The 23602-nt window shown below is 35.8% G+C and carries 19 protein-coding genes; 6 read left to right on the forward strand and 13 right to left on the reverse strand.

Translation table 11 applies throughout. The features are described from left to right. Nucleotides 1-15: 15 nt before the first annotated feature. The 7 genes from I6I93_RS03430 to I6I93_RS03460 all read right to left on the reverse strand — a co-directional run bounded on the left by I6I93_RS03430 (nucleotide 16) and on the right by I6I93_RS03460 (nucleotide 8528). Entirely contained in the window at nucleotides 16-1800 is a 1785-nt protein-coding gene (locus I6I93_RS03430) for a thioredoxin domain-containing protein (protein WP_112889450.1), read from the reverse strand. Beyond that, nucleotides 1797-2732 (reverse strand): NAD(P)/FAD-dependent oxidoreductase, encoded by a 936-nt coding sequence (locus tag I6I93_RS03435; protein WP_112889451.1) that lies wholly within the window; start codon nucleotides 2730-2732, stop codon nucleotides 1797-1799. Before I6I93_RS03435 ends, I6I93_RS03430 begins: the two co-directional genes overlap by 4 nt. Before the next feature lie 9 nt (nucleotides 2733-2741). Then, a complete protein-coding gene (locus I6I93_RS03440) occupies nucleotides 2742-3347 on the reverse strand; it encodes a histidine phosphatase family protein (RefSeq protein ID WP_112889452.1) in 606 nt (201 codons plus the stop codon). 119 nt (nucleotides 3348-3466) lie between these two features. Beyond that, nucleotides 3467-5077 (reverse strand): MutS-related protein, encoded by a 1611-nt coding sequence (locus tag I6I93_RS03445; protein ID WP_112889453.1) that lies wholly within the window; start codon nucleotides 5075-5077, stop codon nucleotides 3467-3469. Nucleotides 5078-5231: 154 nt separating this feature from the next. Beyond that, nucleotides 5232-6173 carry a D-2-hydroxyacid dehydrogenase gene (locus I6I93_RS03450; protein ID WP_070700626.1) on the reverse strand — a complete coding sequence of 314 codons (942 nt, stop codon included), beginning with the start codon at nucleotides 6171-6173 and terminating at the stop codon, nucleotides 5232-5234. 176 nt (nucleotides 6174-6349) lie between these two features. Next, entirely contained in the window at nucleotides 6350-7717 is a 1368-nt protein-coding gene (locus I6I93_RS03455) for an MATE family efflux transporter (RefSeq protein WP_112889454.1), read from the reverse strand. An 82-nt stretch (nucleotides 7718-7799) separates the two neighbouring features. Then, nucleotides 7800-8528 (reverse strand): TraX family protein, encoded by a 729-nt coding sequence (locus I6I93_RS03460; protein WP_112889455.1) that lies wholly within the window; start codon nucleotides 8526-8528, stop codon nucleotides 7800-7802. A 367-nt stretch (nucleotides 8529-8895) separates the two neighbouring features. On the opposite strand from I6I93_RS03460, the gene I6I93_RS03465 reads away from it, so the two are divergent. From I6I93_RS03465 to I6I93_RS03475, 3 genes are read left to right on the forward strand one after another with little or no spacing between them, the layout of a single operon-like run. Continuing rightward, nucleotides 8896-9960 carry a TAXI family TRAP transporter solute-binding subunit gene (locus I6I93_RS03465; RefSeq protein ID WP_112889456.1) on the forward strand — a complete coding sequence of 355 codons (1065 nt, stop codon included), beginning with the start codon at nucleotides 8896-8898 and terminating at the stop codon, nucleotides 9958-9960. Further along, nucleotides 9960-10490 (forward strand): DUF1850 domain-containing protein, encoded by a 531-nt coding sequence (locus tag I6I93_RS03470; RefSeq protein ID WP_112889457.1) that lies wholly within the window; start codon nucleotides 9960-9962, stop codon nucleotides 10488-10490. The genes I6I93_RS03465 and I6I93_RS03470 overlap by 1 nt, the downstream gene beginning before the upstream one ends. Then, complete coding sequence (locus I6I93_RS03475) at nucleotides 10480-12552, forward strand: TRAP transporter permease (protein WP_236587214.1); 2073 nt, start codon at nucleotides 10480-10482, stop codon at nucleotides 12550-12552. Before I6I93_RS03470 ends, I6I93_RS03475 begins: the two co-directional genes overlap by 11 nt. A gap of 583 nt (nucleotides 12553-13135) precedes the next feature. Here I6I93_RS03475 and I6I93_RS03480 read toward each other — a convergent pair. Both I6I93_RS03480 and proB read right to left on the reverse strand, forming a co-directional pair. Continuing rightward, on the reverse strand, nucleotides 13136-14392 hold the full coding sequence (locus I6I93_RS03480; RefSeq protein WP_112889458.1) for a glutamate-5-semialdehyde dehydrogenase: 1257 nt from the start codon (nucleotides 14390-14392) through the stop codon (nucleotides 13136-13138). After that, on the reverse strand, nucleotides 14370-15152 hold the full coding sequence (proB, locus tag I6I93_RS03485) for a glutamate 5-kinase (RefSeq protein ID WP_112889459.1): 783 nt from the start codon (nucleotides 15150-15152) through the stop codon (nucleotides 14370-14372). The genes I6I93_RS03480 and proB overlap by 23 nt, the downstream gene beginning before the upstream one ends. A 161-nt stretch (nucleotides 15153-15313) precedes the next feature. Between proB and I6I93_RS03490 the strand changes: the two genes are divergently transcribed. Beyond that, nucleotides 15314-17614: a bifunctional dihydroorotate dehydrogenase B NAD binding subunit/NADPH-dependent glutamate synthase gene (locus I6I93_RS03490; RefSeq protein WP_112889460.1), complete on the forward strand. Its 2301-nt coding sequence runs from the start codon at nucleotides 15314-15316 to the stop codon at nucleotides 17612-17614. 383 nt (nucleotides 17615-17997) lie between these two features. Then, complete coding sequence (gene abc-f, locus I6I93_RS03495) at nucleotides 17998-19599, forward strand: ribosomal protection-like ABC-F family protein (RefSeq protein ID WP_112889461.1); 1602 nt, start codon at nucleotides 17998-18000, stop codon at nucleotides 19597-19599. Nucleotides 19600-19749: 150 nt separating this feature from the next. Here abc-f and I6I93_RS03500 read toward each other — a convergent pair whose 3' ends face one another. Continuing rightward, on the reverse strand, nucleotides 19750-20055 hold the full coding sequence (locus I6I93_RS03500) for a cupin domain-containing protein (protein ID WP_112889462.1): 306 nt from the start codon (nucleotides 20053-20055) through the stop codon (nucleotides 19750-19752). Nucleotides 20056-20132: 77 nt separating this feature from the next. Between I6I93_RS03500 and I6I93_RS03505 the strand changes: the two genes are divergently transcribed. Beyond that, nucleotides 20133-20609, forward strand: coding sequence for a pyridoxamine 5'-phosphate oxidase family protein (locus I6I93_RS03505; RefSeq protein ID WP_112889463.1), 477 nt, complete (start codon nucleotides 20133-20135; stop codon nucleotides 20607-20609). Between the two features lie 56 nt (nucleotides 20610-20665). Here I6I93_RS03505 and I6I93_RS03510 read toward each other — a convergent pair whose 3' ends face one another. The 3 genes from I6I93_RS03510 to I6I93_RS03520 all read right to left on the reverse strand — a co-directional run bounded on the left by I6I93_RS03510 (nucleotide 20666) and on the right by I6I93_RS03520 (nucleotide 23419). Continuing rightward, complete coding sequence (locus I6I93_RS03510) at nucleotides 20666-21622, reverse strand: bile acid:sodium symporter family protein (protein WP_112889464.1); 957 nt, start codon at nucleotides 21620-21622, stop codon at nucleotides 20666-20668. 1 nt (nucleotide 21623) lies between these two features. After that, nucleotides 21624-22457: a pantoate--beta-alanine ligase gene (gene panC, locus I6I93_RS03515; protein WP_112889465.1), complete on the reverse strand. Its 834-nt coding sequence runs from the start codon at nucleotides 22455-22457 to the stop codon at nucleotides 21624-21626. 155 nt (nucleotides 22458-22612) lie between these two features. Then, nucleotides 22613-23419, reverse strand: coding sequence for a thioredoxin domain-containing protein (locus I6I93_RS03520; RefSeq protein ID WP_112889466.1), 807 nt, complete (start codon nucleotides 23417-23419; stop codon nucleotides 22613-22615). Nucleotides 23420-23602: the final 183 nt, after the last annotated feature.

The raw sequence follows: 23602 nt of genomic DNA on the forward strand, positions 1-23602 counted from the left end.
CCAGTTTTTTGTATCTCAATATAATTCTAGAAGATATTCTTCTATTAAGCCGGCAATTTCGTCATAGGATTTTTCTCCCATGAACTCATAAACTTTTTCTCCGTCTTTAAAGAAGGAAACCCTAGGTAGTTGGAAAATCTCATATTTTTCTGCAAAGGACTTGTTCTTGTCAAGGTCCATGTAGAAGCATGTAACTTCTTTGAACTCTTCTTCCAAGAGAACTTCCATAACTTCCATAAGTGGTTCGCAGTGGGAGCACCTCTCTGCTCCATAAATTATTATTGCCATCTTGTTTTCTCTTATTGTATCTTCAAAATGACTTGCTGCAATATATTTGATTACAGATTCATTTCTCTTAATTACCTTTTTATTTTCCACAAGGTCTCTTACAGACTCTGACTCTTGAGAAAGTGGGTCAATGTCAATTGATAACTCACTCTTGTTTACATTAGTGATTTCAACAGACTTAAATTCTCCTGCTCCAGGAAGTTTAAAGTAAGATGCATCTTCAATTTCTTGGATTTCATTTTCTTCTTCATCAATGTCTAGGTAATCATAAGGATACCTGTAAACCCTATAAATCATGTTGTTCTTCAAGAGGTTTTCTGTCGTTGTCCTATAAGGACAGGTCCATTGCCAGACAATTTCTTTCGATGGTGTGACTTCTATTACAAGACCTTCTGTTGCTAGTGTTATTAGGGTGTTGCCATTAGGCAGTCTTTGAAGGTTTCCACCATAAGGGGAATAGAACTTGTAGCCATTCATTGGTATTGAAAATCCAAAGTCCCTTGGATCCACCGACCAATTGACAGCAAGGGTAACTGGATTTATTTCAAGAATCCTAGAATAGTTTCTCACAAAAGGTAGTAAACCAGATGGTGATGTGAGAGTTGGCGAACCATAACCACATCTTCCCCCATTGTCAAAAATTAAGAGGTTGCCTTCCCCTGGCAGGCCCCTTGGAACAATACTGGCAAAGGCAGAACCAACAACTGGGTCAACTTTTATGAAGTCAGAGAAGTTTGGTCCCAGCTTGTAGCAAATTCGTGACCTCTTTTTATCGATTATCCCAATAATATTTGCTGCCCTGGCAGTAAATAAAATATTATCAGGATGAAAGCGTGGATCCCCTTGGTCATACCACTTGTTCTCCCCAATTGTAGAAATAGAAGTGACGTCGAGATAATTGCCAAGAGGTCTTTCTGTTATCCTGAGGTTTGGATTCCTGTAAATTACGTTCTTGGCCTCTTCAGAGAATCCCAACTGGTCGAAGTGCTCACTAAAGGAGAACTTCCAGAGGATATTCCCCTCTTCATCTACTTCCAAAATCACATCATCTAGGAGGGCCTTGTCAGATATCCTTGTGTCAACAATGGCATCGTGAACAAGAAGGAGGGTCTTCCCATTTTCCACAATTTTTTGGTCTGGATAATAGTAGCCAACAGAATTGCCCTCTCTTTGAAAATCTGAGTGGGCCCTTGCCATCCACTTAGGCCTGTAGCCCCTGTCTTCTGTAAATTTGAACTTGTCAAAGTCAAAGACAATCTTCCCATCCTTATCAAACTCAAGCAGGTCGATACCATCACTGACACCAAAGTCCGATGACCTAAAGGAAGAGATACTCATAATGTTTTTGTTTGGCAGCATCTTGGCTGGCATTGGGTTAACAGAAAATCTTTTTAACTCTGTCCCATCCATTTTTGTTATTAGGGCCCCGTCCTTGGCAGTTGAAATTAAATTTACTCCATTGTAGGCCTTTTCTCTGTTGTATAACACTGTTCCCCTTGGATAGACTCTCATTTGACACCCCTCTTCCTAATGTACTTTTCTGCATAAACTGTTGCTACTGCACCATCATTGGCTGCAGTTACAATTTGCCTAAGGGCCTTGTTCCTAATGTCACCTGCGGCAAAAATTCCCTCAACAGAAGTCCTCATCATATCATCAGTTTTTATAAAGCCAAAATCATCGACTTCAACAAGATCTTTGACAAAATTAGAATTTGGGCTCATCCCAGCAAAGATGAAAATCCCATCAGAAGTGACCCTGGTTTTTGTCTTATCATCTAAGTCTAAGATGTCAAGACTATTTACCCTTTCACCACCATTTATTCCCTCAAGCTTTGAGTGCCAAGTATAGGAAATTTTTGGGTTCTTCATTATCCTCTCAGCTTCCAGCTGATTGCCATCAAATTTTCCTTCCTCGTGGATAATTATCATGTTAATGGAATTGGCAAAGTTGGAGAGGTAATCTGCCTCTTCAAGGGCCAAGTCCCCTGAACCTAGTATATGTATGTTCTTGTCCTTAAAATAATCTGCATCACAAGTGGAGCAATAAGAAACTCCACGTCCTGCAAATTCAGTCTCACCAGGGACGTTTAACATCTTGGCATAAGTTCCTGTTGCAATAATAACTGCCTTGGCAATAAATTCTTTTCTCCTCATGGTAGTTAGCTTAAAGCCATCTTCTATTTTTTCAATTTTTTTGACAGTTCCATAGGCAAATTCATTAGTTGGAAAACTCTCTGCCTGCTTCCTAAATTCATTAATAAGGTCCCTGCCTGCAATTTCTTTAAAGCCAGGATAATTTATTATCTTTGGAGTGTCGTTGACCCTTCCACCAAAAGAAAATTTTTCTATGACAAGAGTCTTTAATAGGGCCCTACCTGCATAAATCGCTGAGCTAAGGCCAGCTGCCCCTGCCCCAATTATAATTAAATCATAAGTAGTCATATTATCACCTCAAATTGAGTCCACTGGATTCTTGGGCGCCTTCTTAATAATTTTAAAGGTCCCATCTTCATAATCCGCTATATTAAATTCGCCATTTCGCCTCACCCTATTGGACCAAAAGTCCTCAATAGGAATCCCCTCCATGAGAGAATAGATTGCAACAATGGTCACACCGTGAGTGACTATAAGGATGTTTTCATCTTCATTGGGATAAACTGCTTTCTCAAAAAATTTTTCCACCCTGTCTCTTAGGTCGTGAATGCTTTCTCCATCAGGTCTCTTATAATTTTTTGGATCTTCAAAATATTTTTTGTAAAGGACTTCATCCTCTACTTTTACATCTTTAATATTTTTACCTGACCAAGACCCAACATCAATTTCACGAAGAAGAGGGGTCTTAATAATTTCCCTATCAGGACAAATTAACCTTGCAGTGTCATAGGCACGGCCAAGATCAGATGAATAAACCTTATCAAAATTAAGGTCTTTAGACATCTCGCCCAAGCGTCTTCCCATATCCATTCCTTCAGAAGTTAGTGCCGAGTCTAATTGTCCCTGGATAATCCCCAGCTTGTTCCACTCAGTCTCCCCATGTCTAGTAAAATAAATTCTCATCTTTCCCTCACAATCCATAAAAACATTTTCTCGCTTATTACTAGTATAAAGGATAAAAATAAAGTATTAAAGCATAAAAAATACTTAGGTATAAATCTACCTAAGTATGATCTTAAAATTTATTTTTCTTCTAACTCTCTCGAAAGATTTTTTGCTTCCCCTATTATTTCTCTTGGATAATTTAAGTTATCCAAGATGGCAATGGCGTTCCTGCTTGTGGCTGGTCCATCCTTTAATAAGTAATCGAACTTTATGTCTCCTGCTTCTATCTTTTCTTCAAAGTGCTTGTTTGAAAATAAATCTTTTAAAAGCATTGTAAGTTCTATGTCGTGAGTTGCTGCAACTACATGATTATTTTTTGCCAAATATTTTAAAGTTGCAGTGGCCGATGCAATCCTATCAATGGTATTAGTTCCCCTAAAAATTTCGTCTAGCAAAATTATTTTTTCACTCTCGTCGTCTATCATGTCACCAATGGCCCTGGACTCTGCCATAAAGTAGGAGAGGTTTTTCATTATAGAGTCGCTAATATCTATGGCTGAAGTAATTTTCATTGGCTTAATTTCAAATTCTTCTCCAAAAAATATTCCAAAGCTAAGGGCAAAAATTGAATTAATGCCAATAGTCCTTAGATAAGTCGACTTGCCTGATGCATTTGACCCAGTCAAGATAATAGACTTTTTTAAGTCAAGGTCATTGGGAACAGGATTTTTTATCAAGGGATTGTAGAGGTCCTTTCCAAGAATTTTATCTCCAAAACTTGCTTCTCCAGTCTTGTAGGCCTTTGATAGAGAAGTGATTCCTATTTCGCAGTCAATTTTTCCCAAGAGGTAATATAGTCTAAAGATTTCTTCCCTATACTTCTTAAAATATCTTTGCGACTTTGAAAAGCTCCTGGCTTCTGATAAAAATAAAACATTCCTGTAAGTTTCTGCAAAGTCCAATTCCATATTGCCTGTCAAGAATCCAAAGGACCTCAAACTCTTCTTTAAGGGAGCAAGGTCTCTTAAAATACTTTCTATTTCATTAATTTCTTCTGTGAAGACTTGATTTTTATTTTTAATAAGTCCTTCTGACACATAAAAAAGACCCTTTAATCTAACTAAAGCTTCAAGCCTTCCCATAGCCATCTCGTTAAACTTCTTGTAGATAAAGGTGTTAACTGCCAAGAGGGCAAAAATAAATAAAATGGCCTGGGCTCTTAAACTTATAAATAAAATCAAGATGTAAAGTGCAGTGAAGGAAAAAACTTTCGCCAAAACTTCAAGTTCTTTTTGGATCTCAATTTCTTCTTCAATGAGTTCAAGGACATCTTCTTTGAAGTATCCAAGCTTTCCAAATTGAAACTGAAGATCTTCAAGTTCTTCTTCCTTACCTTCATAAAGTCTTCTCTTCTCTTGAAGTCTTGTAAGTTCATCCTTGTCTAAGATGAGGTCCCTAAGCCTATAATAAAAAAATTCCAGGCCCATCTTGGACATAGTGTGGTTCATCTTGGTCAAGACTTCATCAAGGTTTAAGTCATTGGCAGTAATTTCGCTGACATTTCCTCCAAGTCTCTTATGTATCCCATTAATTTTTCCCTTGAAGATTTTACTATGAATTTTTCCAAAGTTCTCCCTTATTTCCTGTCTTAAAATTTTTTCATTTTTCTTTTTTACATAGAGATTATAAATAAAGATAATCCCAGTGAAGACAAGAAATAAAATTATCATTGAATAGTAGTCCTTCATGCTGTCTCCTTTTTTATAATTTTTCCTCCTTATCAATTCTATTAAGTAAACTTTATCATAATTTTTTTCCCTGTCAACAAGTCATATTTTCCTACAAGAAAAAAAGACTGCTCACCTAAGCAAGCAGTCTTTAAAATTTAAATTTTATTTATTCTTATTTTCCGAAAAGTTCGTCAAAGTTTCCTAGGATTACATTTCCGATATCGTCTTGAGCATCAATTGTTGAACCACCAATGTGTGGAGTAACATAAAGTCTGTCAAGTTCGAATAGTTTGTTTTCTACTGGAACATCTTGAGTGTCAAGTCCGCCAGAGCCAAGTTCGTTAGAAAGTGTATCTAAGTTTGCTCCGCCTAGTTTGCCATTCTTGATGTAGTCGTATAGGTCTTCTTCGTTAACAATTCCACCACGTGCAGCGTTGATGATGCAAGCTCCGTCTTTCATTTTTTCGAATTCTTTTGCTGAGAAAAGATCCTTAGTGTCTGGAGTTAGTGGCATGTGAAGAGTGATAATGTCAGAGTTAGCTACGATTTCGTCGAAATCAACTAGTTTAACATAATCAACTTTAATGTCTTCTGGTTTTAGGAATGGGTCATAAGCAAGAACGTCCATGTGGAATACATTAGCGATTTCAGCAACTCTTCTTCCGATTGCACCAAAACCACAAATTCCTAGAGTCTTGTTTCTAAGTTCTCTACCAATCCATCTATATTTGTTCCAGATTCCACCTTTAACTTCGTTTTGAGCTTGTACAGAGTTTCTGTAAAGGTCTAACATTTTAGCAAAAACAAGTTCAGCAACTGCGTTTGCGTTTTGTCCTGGTGAGTTTTTAACTGGAATATTTTTTTCCTTTGCATATTCAAGGTCAATGTGGTTAGTTCCTGTTGAACCAACAAAAATTGCCTTTAAGTTTTTAGCAGCATCAAGAACTTCCTTGTTGATGAATGGATCAACTCTCATGAATAGGAAATCATAAGGTTCAATAATTTCTGCTAATTTTTCTGAAGTTGGAAGCATAACCTTATCAAGTTCAATACCTCTTTCTTCAAGTCCTTTGTCAATTACGTCTGACATGTAATCTACCATTAACGCTTTCATTTACATCCTCCTTAAAATTTTATGTACTTCGTTACATTTCTATTTTAGATGAAATCCTTATCTTTTTCAAGGTCATTTATAAGCTTAGACCAATTAACACTTTTCTTTAAAAAAGGCCTTGGAAAACTATTCTATATTTACTTTAAGTTAATGATTTATCCAAAGGCCTCAAATTTTTATTTAATTGTTTTTGCCCTTAAGTCATCTAAAACCTTCTTTGCTAGAACAAAGGTAACTATGGCAGTTATAATATCTGCTGTTGGCGGTGCGTACAAGAGTCCCTTTACTCCAAACAAGTTTGCGTAGAGATAAGCAAAGGGAACTAGGAGAAGGACTTGTCTTAAAAGAGAAATCAAAATCCCCCTCTTGGCAAGACCAATTGATGTCAAAAATCCCATGGTAACTGGTTGGACTCCATTTAAAAAAGTAAAGAAAAGCATGATCCTAAATAATTTTATGGCAAAATCAAAATACAATTCGCTTCCTCCACCGAAGAGCATAATTATTTGTCTTGGGAAGACTTGAAAGATTACAAAGGAAATTGTTGAAATTATTAGGGCATACTTAATTGCAAGTTTATAAACCTCAACTACCCTATCATATTTTTTTGCCCCATAATTAAAGGAAGAAATTGGTTGAAGTCCTTGGGACAGCCCAATGTTGACAGAGAAAAATATCATGTTTACCTTCATGACAATTCCCACTGCAGCAAGGGGTATGTTGGCTCCATATTCTGACAAGGATCCATAATATCTATAAAAATTATTCATTAGGATTTGAACAAATAGTATAGCTGCTTGGTTAAATCCACTCGCTGCTCCAAGTCTTGCAATATTAATTATCTTATCAAATTGTAATTCAAAATATTTTCCTTCTAAGTTAACAGACTTAAAATGTCTTGCAAAATAAAATATTATTAATAGAAAAGAAAAGAATTGTCCAAGAACTGTTGCGTAAGCAGCTCCTGCCATTCCCATTTCAAAGACAAATATAAAAATTGGGTCCAAAATTAAATTTATAAGGGCTCCAACTACCATGCAGTACATTGAAAACTTTGGTGACCCGTCAGCTCTTATTAAAGTCGAACCCACATTTACGAGAATTAAAAATATGAATCCATAGGAAGTTATAGAAACATATTCTATGGCATAGTCCATAATTTCCTTTGTTGCACCAAAGACCTTTAAAAAACTTCCCATAAATATGTGAGTTATTATTGTAAAGATAAGTGCTGCTATAGTGGCAAGACTTAGGGCATTTCTAATATAGTGTCTTGCAAGTTCTTCTTCTCCTCTTCCCAATGAAATATTAAAATTTGCAGCTCCACCTATTCCACACAAGAGGGCAAGAGCCGTACAAATTGTCACAAGGGGAAAGGCTACATTTGTAGCTGCATTGCCTAACATTCCCACAGAGTTCCCAATAAAAATTTGGTCCACAATGTTATAGAGAGAACTTATTATTAGGGCAAAAATACTTGGCAAGGCAAACTGTATAAGTAACTTTTTTATATCTTCTCTTCCTAAAATATTTTCTCCTTTCATCTATTACCTCCTAATTTTTATTTTTTTAATTTATAAACTAATTTAAAAAATAAAAAGACGCCAAAGCGTCCTAAGTTAAAAATTAAATATTAAAATACATCCTCAAAAGTCCAAGAATTAAAAGATGGACTGGATAAAACAAATAATTAAAAATTTTATTCTGTTTTCCCTTCTCACCATTATACATCACAGTTAATCCAAATCCAAGAATTGACCAAACCTCTTTTACTATTGTGAGGTAGGCACAAATTGCTCCAGCCACTGGTCTTTCATAAAAAATATAAAATACAAAGGCCGTCATAATTGCGTGGAAGTCGTAGTCACCTGACACAAAGGTAGAAACAAAAAACATAATTATAAGGAGTGGAATAGAAAATAAAATCCACAACCTTCCAATTTTTTCTTCGTATCTTTTTCTAAATTCATCGAGAATCCAAATAGTAATTAAGGATAAGGCAAGAGAAAAGAGTACATTATTCAATCTAAATTCTAATATAACCTTAGAAGAAAACATGTCATAGGGAATTTCTGAAATTATTGCAAAAAACAATAAGTTAAAGAGATATTTTTTCTTGTTGCCAGTCCTAAAAAATCCTTCCACTATAAAAAAAGAGAAAAGCGGAAAGGCAATACGTCCTATTACGTCAAAGATGAAACTTAATATTGATAAGTATCCTCCATCTAAGTTGGGCCAAATAAGGGCCTTATTTATGTGATCAATTAACATGGACCCAAAGGCGATGTACTTTAGCTGAGCTCCATTTAAAATTTGAAATTTCATTAATCTTTCATTAGTAAATCTTTTGTTCATTTTTCGTCCTTTTGTTGTCCAAATATTTTTTATCAAACTTTAAATTTATTTTTTCAAAGTACAATTATTTTACTATAAATACTAAGCATATAAAATATTTTTTTCTTCTAACCCCTTAATTTGTATTGTTAAGTCACTAAATTAAGATAAATTTCTTGCAAAAAATTATTTTCCTTAAACATATAATTTTAATCCACATTATAAAACCGTTTTCAATTTTTTTACTTTTTATAATTTATTCTTCAGGTATCCCTTGTTCAAGCTTATTAATAGATTGACAAATCTTTTTAAGTATTGTACTATTTAATCATCAGATAAACATTTTCATGATTAGTTTATTTGAATAAAGTCAAGGAGGTATTATATTATGACTAAGAAAAAATTGACGACGTTAATCATGCTAATTGCTGTGGTTACACTTACACTAACAGCATGTGGTGGTGGCGGAAACAATGCAAAGAAAGAAAATGCAAACGCTACTAAGACTGAAGAAACAGCTAAGACTGAAGAAGCTACTGGCGATATCACTGCTGAAGGCCTAATGGAAACTAAGGGTGGATTCATGTCAGTTGCAACTGGTGGTACTGGTGGTACATATTACCCACTAGGTGGAGCACTATCTAACATTCTTAACAATGCAGGAGTTAACTACACAGCAACTGCACAAGCTACTGGTGCTTCTAAGGAAAACGTTGAACTTGTAACTAGGGGAGACGCAGAAATTGCATTTATCCAAAACGACGTTGCTTACTATGCTGTAAATGGAACTGATATCTTCGAAGGAGAAAAGAAACCTAGTCTTAGAGGACTATGCTGTCTATATCCTGAAATCGTACAAATCGTTGCATCTGATGATTCTGGCATTAAAACTATAGACGATCTTAAGGGCAAGAGAGTAGCTGTTGGTGCTCCAGGTTCTGGTGTTGAAGTTAACGTAAAACAAATTCTTGATATTCACGGAATTACTTACGATGACTTAGGAAAAGTTGACTACCTATCCTTCGCAGAAGCTGCTGACCAAATTAAATCTGGTCAAATCGACGCTACATTCTTAACTGCAGCTATCCCATCTTCAGCTATAACTGAACTAGCAACTACACATGATGTTCACCTAGTTCCAATTGCAGAAGACAAGGCTGAAGCTCTTATTGCTAAGTATCCTTTCTATGTTAACCTACACATCACTCCATCTGAATACAAGGGACAAGATGAAGAAATTTCTGTAGTAGCAGTACAATCTATGCTAGCTGTTGACGAAAGAATGGCTGAAGAAGATGCTTACAATATCGTAAAATTATTATTTGAAAACCTTGATACTATGAAAGAATCTCACGCAAGAGGTGGAGACATCGCTCTTGATAAGGCTCTTGATGGTATGAGTATTGAACTTCACCCAGGTGCACAAAAATATTTTGATGAAGTTAAAAAATAATGAGTGGCAAGAATAAAGAGGGCATTGGAAAGACTTTGATCTTTCCAATACTCTTTATTATATTAGTTTTTTTTATTTTATCCTTTGTGAAAATTGATGCAATAATTATAAAATCATATTTTAATGGAGATGTATTAAAGATTTTTCACTTAAAGGATAAGGAGAGGTTCGGCATAGTCTACACTCATTCTGTTGAAAGGTCTGAGACTAGTGAGTGGTATGAAGTTCGAGATGGCAAGCTCATCTTAATGGAACAAAGATACCGCGACCAGGGCGCCGGTCTTCCTGTTAATTTAATTTACAAGTTTAAGTATGCTGAAGATGGAAGTTTTTGTTTATATGATATGAATGTTCCCTTTGAAACTGTTATTTATAGGACTGGGGCCGTCGTAGCCAATCATAAGCTTGTAATAAATGGAAAGACTACTCCCTTTTTGGATTTTTCTGAGCCAAGAGAGGCCCTAGAATTTTCTACCGAACACATTTCACTTTTGGATTACGCACTAAGGAGGTGCCAAATTGAGCGATAAAGATAAAAAATTAAATGAAAATTTAGAAAATAACACTACGGAACAAGAAGCCAGCGCCATTAAATCTGCTGAAGAGCTTGGTGCTATGGACGTAGATGAGTTAATGGAACAATACGACCTTGAAACTAGTAAGCTCCGTAAGCTAACTGGTAAGGTTGCCTTATTCATTACAATCGTTGCAATTTTAATGTCTGCCTTCCATCTATTTACAGCATGGCACGGCACATTACTAGCTATGAAGCAAAGATCACTTCACTTAATCTTTGCCTTTACACTTGGCTTTGCCCTTTATCCTGGATTTAAAAAATCATCTAAAGACAAAATAGATATTATGGATTGGGTATTAATGATTCTATCAATTGGTGTTTGGGGCTACATATTCTTTAACGTTGAAGCCATCGCCTTAAAGGGTGGTCAAATGTCCACTACTGATATGGTACTTGGTGTTCTTGCAGTTCTTCTTACTCTAGAAGTTACAAGAAGAGTTGTTGGTCCAGAGCTTCCAATAGTAACAATAGTGTTCCTACTATTTGCCTACTTTGGTAGACACTTGCCAGGTGTTTTTGCCCACAGAGGTTTTAACGTAACTAGAATTGTTTCTCACATGTACATGACTACTGAAGGTATTATGGGTACACCACTTGGAGTATCTTCTACATTCGTTTTTATGTTTATCTTGTTTGGATCCTTCCTAGACAAGACTGGTGTTGGTGAATTCTTTATAGACTTCGCTTACGCTCTTACTGGTTCTACAAGATCAGGTCCAGCCATGACATCAGTTTTATCATCAGGACTTATGGGTTCCATCTCAGGATCATCTGTAGCTAACACAGTTACTACTGGTGCTTTTACAATTCCTCTAATGAAATCTGTTGGATACAAACCTCACTACGCAGGTGCCGTTGAAGCTACTGCATCTACTGGTGGACAAATCATGCCTCCAGTAATGGGTGCTGCTGCCTTTATCATGGCTGACTTCACTGGATTCCCTTACATTTCAATTGTAAAGGCTGCTATTATCCCAGCAGTTCTCTATTATATAGCTGTTGGTACAATGGTTCACTTAGAAGCATGTAAACTTGGCCTTAAGGGAATGCCTAGAGAATCCCTTCCAAAGGTTTCAAATATTTTAAGAAAACAAGGTTACTTAACTCTACCTCTAATTGCCATCATCTTCATGTTGGTTAAACAATATCCACCAACAATGGCTGCCTTAACTGGTATAGTTATTGGTGTTGTAGTTGCTTTCGCAGCTTCACTTATTAAAAAAGACGATTCTTTTACTCCTAAGGACATACTTGGAGCAATGGAAGCAGGTGCTAAGGGTGCCGTTGGTGTAGCTTGTGCCTGTGCTTGTGCTGGTATGATCGTAGGTGTTGTTACACTTACAGGTTTCGGTCTTAAGATTGCAGAAGTTATTGTACTTATAGCTAAGGGTAAACTTATCCCAACTCTATTCTTAACAATGATTTCATCAATTATCCTTGGTATGGGACTTCCAACTACTGCTAAGTACATAGTACTTGCAACAATGGCTGTTCCAGCAATAACAAAACTTGGTGTAAACCTAATGTCAGCTCACTTATTTATCCTATACTTTGGTGTAGTTGCTGACGTTACTCCTCCAGTTGCCCTAGCAGCTTACGCAGGAGCAGGTATAGCAGGTGCCAACTCAATGAAGACTGGCTTCCAAGCCTTTAAACTTGCAATAGGTGCCTTTATCATACCTTACATCTTTGTTATTAACCCACACTTGATTATGGTTGATTCAGTAGCTGGAACTACAGTTAACTGGTTACCAATCACAGCAGCTGTCCCAACAATAATAACTGCTCTTATTGGTACAATCTGCTTGGCAGGTACAGTTGAATCCTACCTATTTGGAAATCTAAGAATTTGGCAAAGAGTAATCCTTCTTGGAGCTGCCTTTGCACTACTTGATCCAAAGCTTCTTACAGATGCCATTGGTCTTGGTGCCCTAGCAGTTATATTTGTCACTCAAAAACTTTTAAATAAGAACAATGATGGAGACAAGGATAAGGATGCTACTAATCCCGCTTAAAATTTTTCTTTAAATTAATAAATTAAGAAGAGGCTTTAAAGCTTCTTCTTTTTTTGTAATTTTTTCTACTTATCTTTTGTCTTTTATTTTGAATTTAAGCCTACGACATATTGGAATCATAAAACTTAATAGATCTTCTTCTACCAATACAAATTTATTTCTACATGTAAAATTTTAAGCATTTTTATCTTCTTATTATTTTACTTCTACACTTCCTTTTATATTAATTTTTATTAATTATTTTATCCCTCTCTTTTAACTACCTTTAACCTCCCTCTCTTTTCCAAATTATTTTCACATCTTCCTTCCCTGCAATATTTTAAAAGGACATCATAAAGTAATTAAAATAAAATAATTTTTTTCATAAAAATTTCTACAAAAAAATCGACAGGATGACCTGCCGACTTCAAAAAATATTTTCTTATTAAGTTCTTTCAAAATTCTTTGTAAAATTTAATTTTAAAATCAATTCTCTACTTATATTCTAAATTCTTTTCTAAATCTAATTTTTAAAAAATTTGATCTTACAACAAACAGATAAAATTATTAATTTAAAAAATCTACTACAAGATCCTAAAAATCCTTACTTCCTGTATTCTCCATGACCAAAAATTATATACTTATAACTCACAAGTTCGTCAAGACCAACTGGTCCTCTTGCGTGGAGTTTTTGTGTTGAAATCCCAAGTTCTGCTCCCTTGCCAAATTCTCCTCCATCAGTAAATCTTGTTGAGGCATTTACATAGACACAGGCTGAGTCAACTTCTTCTAAGAACTTCATGGCCCTTTCATAAGATTCTGTCAAAATAGATTCTGAATGGCCTGTTGAATATCTTGTGATGTGGTCAATAGCAACATCTACATCATCAACTGTCTTAACAGAAACTTCGTAATCCAAATATTCTCTGCCGTAGTCATCTTCTTCTGCCTTTACAGCATTTTTAATCTTAGGAAGAGCGGCTTCATCTGCATGAACCTTGATGTCATACTTTTCAACAACTTGGTTAAATAAATCAAAAAACTCATCTGGCAGATTTTTATTTAAGACAAGAGATTCCACTGCATTGCAAACTCCAATTCTTTGAGTCTTTGCATTTTCAATAATCTTGACAGCATTTTCAATATCGCACATATCGTCAACATAGATGTGGCAGTTGCCCACTCCTGTTTCAATCACAGGTACCTTGGCATTTTCAACTACTGAGTTAATAAGAGATGATGATCCTCTTGGAAGTAGGAGATCAACATAACCCTTTAGTTGCATCAATTCCTTTGAGGATTCTCTTGACGTGTCCTTTACAATTTGAACAAAGTTCTCATCGTAGCCAGCATTTTTTATCCCAAGTCTAATGGCATCAGCTATGGCTATGTTGGACTTGATGGACTCCTTGCCCCCACGAAGGATAATGGCACTTGAAGCCTTGAGAGAAAGAATAGCTGCATCAAGAGTTACATTTGGTCTTGATTCATAAATTATGGCAATAACTCCCATTGGGACAGTCTTCTTACCAATTAAAAGGCCTGCATAGTTTTCTTCCATTGATAGGACCTTGCCCACTGGGTCCTTAAAGTCAATAACTTCGTCAATGGACTTGGCCATGCCTTCGATTCTCTCATCAGTTAAAAGAAGTCTGTCGATTAGGCCTTCAGGCATCTTATTTTCTCTACCCTTCTTGATGTCTTCTTCGTTAGCCCTTAAAATATTTTCCTTTTCAGATAAAAGAGCCTTCTTGATTTCGAGAAGCATGGCATTTTTTTCCTTAGTTTTTAATTTTTTTAACTTGTAGGATGCTTCCTTTGCAATCTTTCCCAGTTCTTTAACACTTAAAATATGTTCCAATTTCTTCTCCTTTTATTATATCCCTAATGATCTTCATGTTTTCTCCAGATCCAATTACAACTTCTATGTCCTTTTCTATGGCAAGCTTGGCCGCCTTAATCTTGGTGTACATGCCACCTGTTCCAACATTAGAATTAGTTTCCTTGGCCATGCCTTCCACGTCTTTTATGTTTGCAACCTCATGGATAATTTTTGCTTCAGGATTTTTTCTCGGGTCGTCAGTATAAAGTCCCTCTATGTCTGTTAGCATAATAAGTAAGTCTGCATCAATCATCCTGGCAATAACTGCCGAGAGGGTGTCGTTGTCCCCGAACTTAATTTCATAAGTAGAAATTGTGTCGTTCTCATTTATTATTGGGATTACATTCATGCCCAAGAGTTTCTCAAAGGTATTCTCTGCATTGACCCTCATCTCCTCGTCAACTTCAATAGTCCTTGTGAGTAGGACTTGGGCAGAATTGTAGCCATAGGATACAAGAGACCTGTCGTAAATATTTGTCAAGGCAACTTGACCTACTGCTGCAGCAGCCTGCTTGTCAGAAGTTTCCTTTGGCCTTTCCACTAGATTTAATTTTGCACGCCCTGCTGCAATGGCACCTGAAGAAACAAGGACAACATCATAGCCTTGGTTCTTTAGGTTTGCAATTTCAAAGCAGAGCTCGTCGATTTTTTGTAAATTTATTTTTCCATTGTCGTGGGTTATGGATGAAGACCCAACCTTTATCACGACTTTCTTTATTTCTCTTGAAAATTTTCTCATTTCAACCACCTTATTTATAATATACTTGAAATTTACACATTAGTAAATATTTTTTCACATTTGTGGTCTCCTTATAATCTTAAATAAATAATCTTACTATATTAAATTTCCCATCAAGAACAATTGCCCTTATGCTATAATAATCTTGGAGTGTGATTATTTTGCCAAAAATTTTAAGAAAAGAAGAACTTGCGCCAAATATATTTTTATTTGACATATATGCGCCAAAGATTGCAGCATCTGCAAAACCAGGCCAATTTGTTATTTTAATTGCTGACAAGTATTCTGAGAGAATTCCCCTAACTATTTCTGATTACGACGTAGATAGAGGGTCTGTCCAAATAGTTGTCCAAGCTTCTGGTGAATCTACAAAGAAGATTGCAGCCTATGAAGAAGGAGAAAGCTTCAAAGACTTTGTTGGACCTCTTGGCCACGCATCAGATTTTTATGACATGGACCTAGAAGACCTAAAGGACAAGAGATACTTATTCGTAGCAGGTGGAGTTGGTACTGCACCAGTTTATCCTCAAGCCAAATTTTTTAAGGACAAGGGCCTTCACTGCGACATAATCATTGGAGCAAAGTCCAAAGAATTTGTAATCCTTGAAGATGAATTAAAATCCGTTTGCGACAACTTATACATAGCAACTGATGACGGATCCTATGGCTTCAAGGGTCTTGTTACTGACAAAATTGTGGACCTTGTGGAAAATGAAAAGAAACACTACGACCAAGTGGTTTCCATTGGGCCTATGATAATGATGAAGTTTGTCTGCTTAACTACTAAGAAGTACGACCTTCCAACAACAGTTTCCCTAAACCCAATTATGGTTGATGGAACTGGCATGTGTGGTGCTTGTCGTGTTTCCATTGATGGAAAAACTAAGTTTGCCTGCGTCGATGGCCCAGAATTTGACGGTCACCTAGTTGACTTCGATTCTGCCATGAAAAGACAAAGACAATACATTGACAACAAGAAGACTCAAACAATTGCTGACCACCACTGCACAATGGACCTTGCAGTATCTGACCACAAGGCCGAGACTTCTTTAAAGGACAATCAAGACTTTGAAATAAAGAAAGCTGAAGACAGGTTTAAAAAGGTTCCAATTGCTGAACAAGCACCTGATGAAAGAAACAAAAACTTCAAGGAAGTTTGCCTTGGCTACACTGCCGAAGAAGCAGCAACAGAAGCTTCCAGATGTCTAAACTGTAAGAAACCTGGCTGTGTTGAAGGCTGCCCAGTTTCCATTGACATACCTGGCTTTATAAAGGAAATTGCAAGTGGCAACTTTGAGCAAGCCTACAAGGTTCTTTCCCTTTACACCTCTCTTCCTGCAGTTTGCGGCAGGGTTTGTCCACAAGAATCTCAGTGTGAAGAAAGATGTGTCCTCTTAAATAGGGGCGACGCAGTTTCTATTGGTAAGCTTGAAAGATTTGCAGCTGACTATGCAAGACGTCACCAAATCCAAGAAAGTGCCGACATCAGAAAGATTGACAAGAAGGTTGCAATAGTTGGAGCAGGTCCAGCAGGCCTTACTTGTGCAGGTGAACTTGCGAAAATGGGCTACAACGTGACGGTTTTTGAAGCCCTCCAACAATCTGGTGGAGTTTTAATATACGGTATTCCAGAATTTAGGCTTCCAGACGAAGTTGTTGAATACGAAGTTGAAAACATCAAAAAGCTTGGAGTTAAGTTTGAAAACAACTTTGTAATAGGAAGGACTGAAACTATAGACGACCTCATCAAGGAAGGCTTCGAAGCAGTCTTTATTGGATCAGGTGCCGGCCTACCTAAGTTTATGAATATTCCTGGCGAAAACCTAAATGGTGTTTATTCAGCCAACGAATTCTTGACAAGAAATAACCTCATGAGGTCCTTTGACGAAGAGTACGACACTCCAGTTAACGTTGGAGAAAAAGTTGCAGTTATTGGCGGCGGCAATGTTGCCATGGATGCTGCAAGAGTTGCAAAGAGACTTGGGGCCGACGTTTCTATTGTCTACAGACGTACAGAAAAGGAATTACCTGCAAGGACTGAAGAAGTCCACCACGCCAAGGAAGAGGGCATTAAGTTTGAAATGCTAACTGCACCTGTTGAAATCCTTGGAGATGACGAGGGCTGGGTTAAGGGAATGAAGTGCGTGAGAAACGAACTTGGAGAACCAGATGCATCTGGCAGGAGAAGGCCAGTTGCCATTGAAGGAAGTGACTATGAAGAGAACTTCCAAACAGTTATCATGGCTCTAGGAACAAATCCAAACCCACTAATTTCTTCAACTACAAAAAATCTTGACATAGAAAATTGGGGCGGCATCATTGTAAATGAAGAGTCCCAAACATCTCGCCAAGAAATCTTTGCTGGTGGAGATGCAGTTACAGGTTCTGCAACAGTAATCCTCGCCATGGGTGCTGGTAAAAATGCCGCGAAGTCAATCGACGAATTTTTGAGAAATAAATAAACTTATAAAGATAAAAATTAAGGGAAGAGTCTTAACTCTTCCCTATTTTTGTGTATTCATTACTTAAGTTAAGATGTTTTGATAAGTTTTTTAAAACATAATTATATCTTTAAATCTTCTTATATAGTTTTGAAAAAATATTATAAAATGAAGATCTAAAAGATAGAGGGAGTTATTACTACAATTCTGGCTCTTGATAGGGATATAAGATGTAGTAATTATACAAGTGAATCGGTTTCTTATGGCAAAGGGCTTATAGTATTCTGAATTGGGTATCTATTATGGAATAGTATTAGGAGGTACAGATAAATGATTAACACAAATAATTTTCTAAATAACTAAGAGAGGAAAAGAAATCCTCTCACAAAAACATAGGAGGATTTATGATATATATACAAGACTTAATAAAAACTTTACCAGATAGAAAGCTATTTGAAATTGATAGTTTATCAATAAATAAAAATGAAAAGATAGCCTTAATAGGAGAAAATGGTAAGGGTAAAACTACTTTTTTAAGAATAATATTAGGCTTAGATAAAGACTATACTGGTCAAGTAAGAGTGGATAGAGAACTGGGTTATTTATTAAATTATGACAGTAAAGCCAAGTACTTTTCTGATGAAACCTACTCTAAATCACAGTTAAGGGCTAATGACAACTATAGTCCAGGCGAAGAGCAAAGATTAAAGCTAACAGACCTATTATCAGATAGTTTTAAATTTCTATTAATCGACGAGCCTACATCTCACTTAGACTTAAAGCAAAAGGAAGAACTCATAGGAAAGCTAAATTCAAGAAAAGTTGGATATCTTCTAATTTCGCATGATCGTGATTTCATAAATAAAACTTGTAAAAAGATTTTAGAATTAAAGAACGGAAGAATTGAAGAATATAATGGGGACTACAAATTCTATCTTGAAGAAAGAGAGAAAAGACTTAAGTTTAAAGAAAAAGAGTATTCAAATTTTATAAAAGAAAAAAGAAGACTTGAAAATTTAGCTAGCAATATAAAAGAACAATCATCAAAAGTAAGAACCACGCCTAAAAGGATGGGAAACTCAGAAGCAAGGCTCCATAAGATGGGCGGTCAAGAAAACAAGAAAAAACTAGATAAACAAGTAAAATCTGTAGAATCCAGAATAGATCAACTAGAAGTAAAAGAAAAACCTAAAGAAGAAACAGAAATACAACTATCCATTCCAGATAATAAACAACTCCACTCTAAAGTTTTGATAAGAGGAGAAAAGCTAAATAAAGAGTTTGGAAATAAGATTTTATTTGAAAAATCCAACTTTCAAATAAAAAATAATTCTAAAACAGCTCTTATAGGAGAAAATGGAAGTGGAAAAACCACCCTTGTAAATATGATTCTAAATCAAGAAAATGTATGGGTGCATCCAAATCTTAAAATAGGTTATTTTAGTCAAATGAGTGATATTTTAGAAGAAGATGCTGATATCCTAGCAAATGTATTAAATACATCTATATATGATGAAACAATGACAAGAATTGTTCTTGCGAGATTAGGATTTAAGACTAATGATGTCCACAAGATTGTAAGTATTTTAAGTGATGGAGAAAAAGCCAAGGTAAAGTTGGCTAAAATATTAACTTCTGATTTTAACTATCTTATTTTTGATGAACCGACAAACTTTTTAGATATAAGAGCAATAGAAAGTTTAGAAAATCTATTGAAATCTTATGATAGACCATTTATATTTGTAAGTCATGATGAGGAGTTTATAAATAACCTAGCAGATACACTTTTGATTATAGAAGATAAAAGAATCAAAAATTTTAAAGGTAGTTTATCACAATACAAAAATAAAAAAGAGAAAACAACGAGTAGCAAGGATAGAGATAGTTTATTACTTGATTTTAGAATATCTTCCATAAGTTCTAGACTAGCAATGGAGTTACCTAAAGAGGAAAGAAAAAAACTAGAAGAGGAGTATAATAAACTCATTGAAGAAAGAAAAAAATAAATTTTAGCATCTACGAGAGTAGGTGCTTTTTTATGACTTAATTTTAAAATGTAACATTAGAAAAATAAAATCTCTCTATGTTAAAACAATAATTTCCAAGTTCATAAATTTTTATAAAGTCATAAATTTTTGCCATCTTCTAATAAAGTCCTACTTCCTAAAAATACAGAGCCAAACTGCCTCCTCCTGCCAGGAAACCCTGTGGATCTCGTGGGGTCTTATTACTAGGCTGTCCCCTTCTCCTAAGTCAAGTCTCCTTCCATCTTCATATTCTATTTGGGCCTTCCCTTTTAACAAGAAGACTATTTCAAGTTCATCTTGGTCATAAAAGCCTGTGACTTGGTCTAGGGACATTGTCCTAATAACTTTTATCCCATCGTCTTCGTAAATTTTTTCTTCAATTTCATCTTCACTAGAAAATCTTATATTTTTAAAAATATTGTATAATTTATCCATAGGCTAATTATATCACGACTTTAATTCTCAATATATAAGAGCAATAAATTTGCTATAATTATAAAAAGAGGTGGAAAATGTTTAGAGAAATGAGAAGAATAAAGCAAGAGCTTCCCCTTGAAGAAGCTAAGAGCTTGCTTATGAAAAATAAGAGAGGCGTCCTATCTTTAAATGGCGAAGATGGATACCCCTATTCTATTCCCATAAATTTTTTATATGACAATGAAGAAAATAAAATTTATTTTCACGGAGCAAAAAGTGGCTACAAGCTTGACTGCATCAGGAAGAATAATAAGGCCTGCTTTGTTACTTATGGGGACCAAGAGCTTTCAGACAATGGCTGGTCCTACTATCTAAATAGCCTAGTGGCCTTTGGAGAAATTGAAATCATAGAGGACAGAGACTTAGCCGCCAAAAAACTAATTGAACTTGCATCGAGATATTATCCTTCAATGTCAGAAATAAATGGAGTTATGGAGAGAAGTTTTAAAAACGCCCTAGTCTATTCCTTTAACATCCAGCACATGACTTGCAAGAGAGTTCACGAAAAATAAAAAATCGCAAGTAAAAAACCAAGGTCTTAGTTTTACCTAAAACCTTGGTTTTATTTTTATATATTTAACTTGACTTCTTCTAATTTCTTTTCTCTTTGACTTTCCCTATAGTGGGCAAATATTGAACCAATTAGGTTTTGAACTACAGAGAAAATTGCTCCTGGTAGGGCTGCAAGTGGGTTCATTGCAAAGTTTGTGTTTGCAAGAACTACTGCAAGACCAGAGTTTTGTGTGCCAACTTCAATTGATAGGGCTGACTGCTTGTCGTAGTCAAGTCCCACTAATTTTCCAAGACCAAGTCCAAGACCAAGGCCCAAAATATTGTGGATAATAACTACTCCAAAGACTAAAAGTCCTGAAGTCATAATTTTTTCTGCGTTAAGTCCCACAATGGCCGCAATGATAAGGGCAATTGCTATAGAAGAAATAAGTGGGAAAATAAAATCCACCTTCTTAATTCTTTCCTTTAAAAGTGTATTGGCAATAATTCCCAGTACTACTGGAAGTACAATTACCTTAACAATAGACATAAACATGGCCATAAAGGAAACTTCAACCAAAGATCCTGCCATCATATAGACAAGAAGTGGAGTCAAGATTGGGGCAAGTAAAGTTGAGGCAACTGTAAGTAGCACAGAATAAGCCAAGTCTCCTTCAGCAATATGACTCAAAACATTAGATGCTGTACCACCAGGGCAAGTTCCAACAAGGATTACCCCAAGGCTTATGTCCTTTGGCAATTTAAAAATCACTGACAAGAAAAGTGCCAAGAGGGGCATAATTGTGTACTGGCAAAGGGCTCCCAAAAATATAAGTTTTGGTGCCTTTAACAGATTTTTAAAGTCCTTGACTTCTATGCTAGTTCCCATCCCAAACATGGCCGCTGCCAAGAAGAGGGATGTGTAATTTGTCATCCCTTTAAAGGCATCTGGGTACCTTAGGGCAGTTGCAGAAAGAAGTAGGATAATTAAGATCAGATATTTTTCTATATAGGTTGAAATTTTTCTAAACATTTCAAACCTCGAAGAAAAAGTTGTCTATAAGTCTAGTTGTGCCAAACCTAACAGCAAGGGCAACAAGGCAGTCTCTATCAATGACATCCATGTCCCTTATTTCTTCTGTGTCAACAACTTGAACATACTCAATATCAGCAAGGTCTTCTGTCTTTATTTCGTCTTCAATGATTTTAATCAAATCTTCTGCCTTCATTCCCTTTTTCATGGCAGCCTTACCCTTTTCTAGGGCCCTATTGAGAACTGGTGCGGCCTTTCTCTCTTCATCAGACAAGTAAACATTTCTTGATGAGATTGCAAGTCCGTCATCTTCCCTTTTAATTGGGCAAGGAACAATTTCGATCCCAAAATTTAAGTCCTTGACTGCCTTTTTAACAATTAAAAACTGTTGGGCATCCTTCCTGCCAAAGTAGGCTCTAGTAGGTCTAAAGATGTTAAATAACTTTGTTAAAACAGTTAAAACTCCCCTAAAGTGAATTGGGCGAGTCTTGCCACATAAGTTGTCCTTTAAATCTTCGATAGTTACGTAAGTTTTGTGGTTTTGATAAAACTCCTCTGGGTCTGGTGTGAACACTGCGTCAACTCCAGCCTCTTCACAGAGTTTAAAATCTCTCTCTTCGTCTCTTGGGTAAGATTCGTAGTCTTCGCCAGGTCCAAATTGTGTTGGATTTACAAAAATAGACACGATTACGACGTCGTTGTTCTTTCTCGCCTCATCCATAAGTGACTTGTGACCTGCGTGCAAAAATCCCATAGTAGGAACCAAACCCACAGACTTTTGGTAATTTCCTTTAGTAAATTCCAAAGCTTCTTGTACATTTCTTAGTACCTTCATCATTCTCTCCTTAAAAATTTATTTTGGAGAAATATTTAATTATAAATATTTAAGTACGGTTTATAAGAATAATACCGTCTCCGGCAAATATTATAACAAATTTAATAATTTTTTGCAGAAAAAAAGGCACAAATTTAGTGCCTTGTCTACAAATTTTAAATTATTTTCACTATCTCAAAGGAATTAATTTTTTTAATTTCAACCTTGCCATCTCTTATAAGGTCTTCTAAGATATTTTCATCTCCAAAGGCAATTTTAATTTCATCTTTTAAGACCAAATCATAGGACCTTATGTAGTCCAAGATTTTTTCTTCTTCGCTAAGACCTTCTTCCCTCTCTTCTAGGTCTAGGTTTTCTAAGAAAAATTCTTCAACCCTTGAGAAGTCCATGATGTTTTGTAGGACTCTGGAGTTTTTTGTAATTAAAAATCCTGGTAGCTTCTTTACCCTGTAGTCAAAGGCCTCCATCCTATCCTGTAGGAACAAGTCGTGAGAGTTTTCATAATTAAATAAAAATTCATCATAGTCCAGACCAAAGCCATCTAGGATTTCCTTTTGGACTTCTAATTTAAATATATTTTTCCCAAAAATTATGGCTTCTTCTAAGGACTTCCTCATGTAGTCCTTGGCTAGGTCCCTATCCAACTCTTTAACCGAGATGAAATACTTGTCTAGTGGATAAGAAGACTTGTAGTCTTCTGTGAATAGGTCTGGCGATGATGGAAAGCCTGGCATGTGAGTTATAGTTCCTGTGGCCCTGTACATATCAAAGAGAATTTTGTTGCCAAGATCTACTGAGTTTTTGTCCCTAAAGTTCTCTGGCAAAAATTCTTCGTAGTTGCCAATTAGTCCTCCCATGACAAATTCATAATCAAAATTTTTATATTTTCTTTCAAATTTTCTTATTATTGGAAAAAGTCCCCACAAAAAGGGATCTAATAGGTCTGTAAATATTTTTAACATGGTCCCTCCTAATCTAGGTCGATTATATCAAAGGATAAAAATTTTTTCAGCAAAATCTTCTTAAAAAGACTTGACTTTTTGAGTTTTAATAATTATTTACACAATATATGTTTTCCTCATGGCTTTCATACACTATATGTAGTATAATTATATCCGTAATAAAAAAGGAGCGTTCATATATTT

The sequence above is a fragment of the Peptoniphilus harei genome, assembly GCF_016726485.1.
Classification (GTDB): Bacteria; Bacillota; Clostridia; order Tissierellales; family Peptoniphilaceae; genus Peptoniphilus_A; species Peptoniphilus_A harei.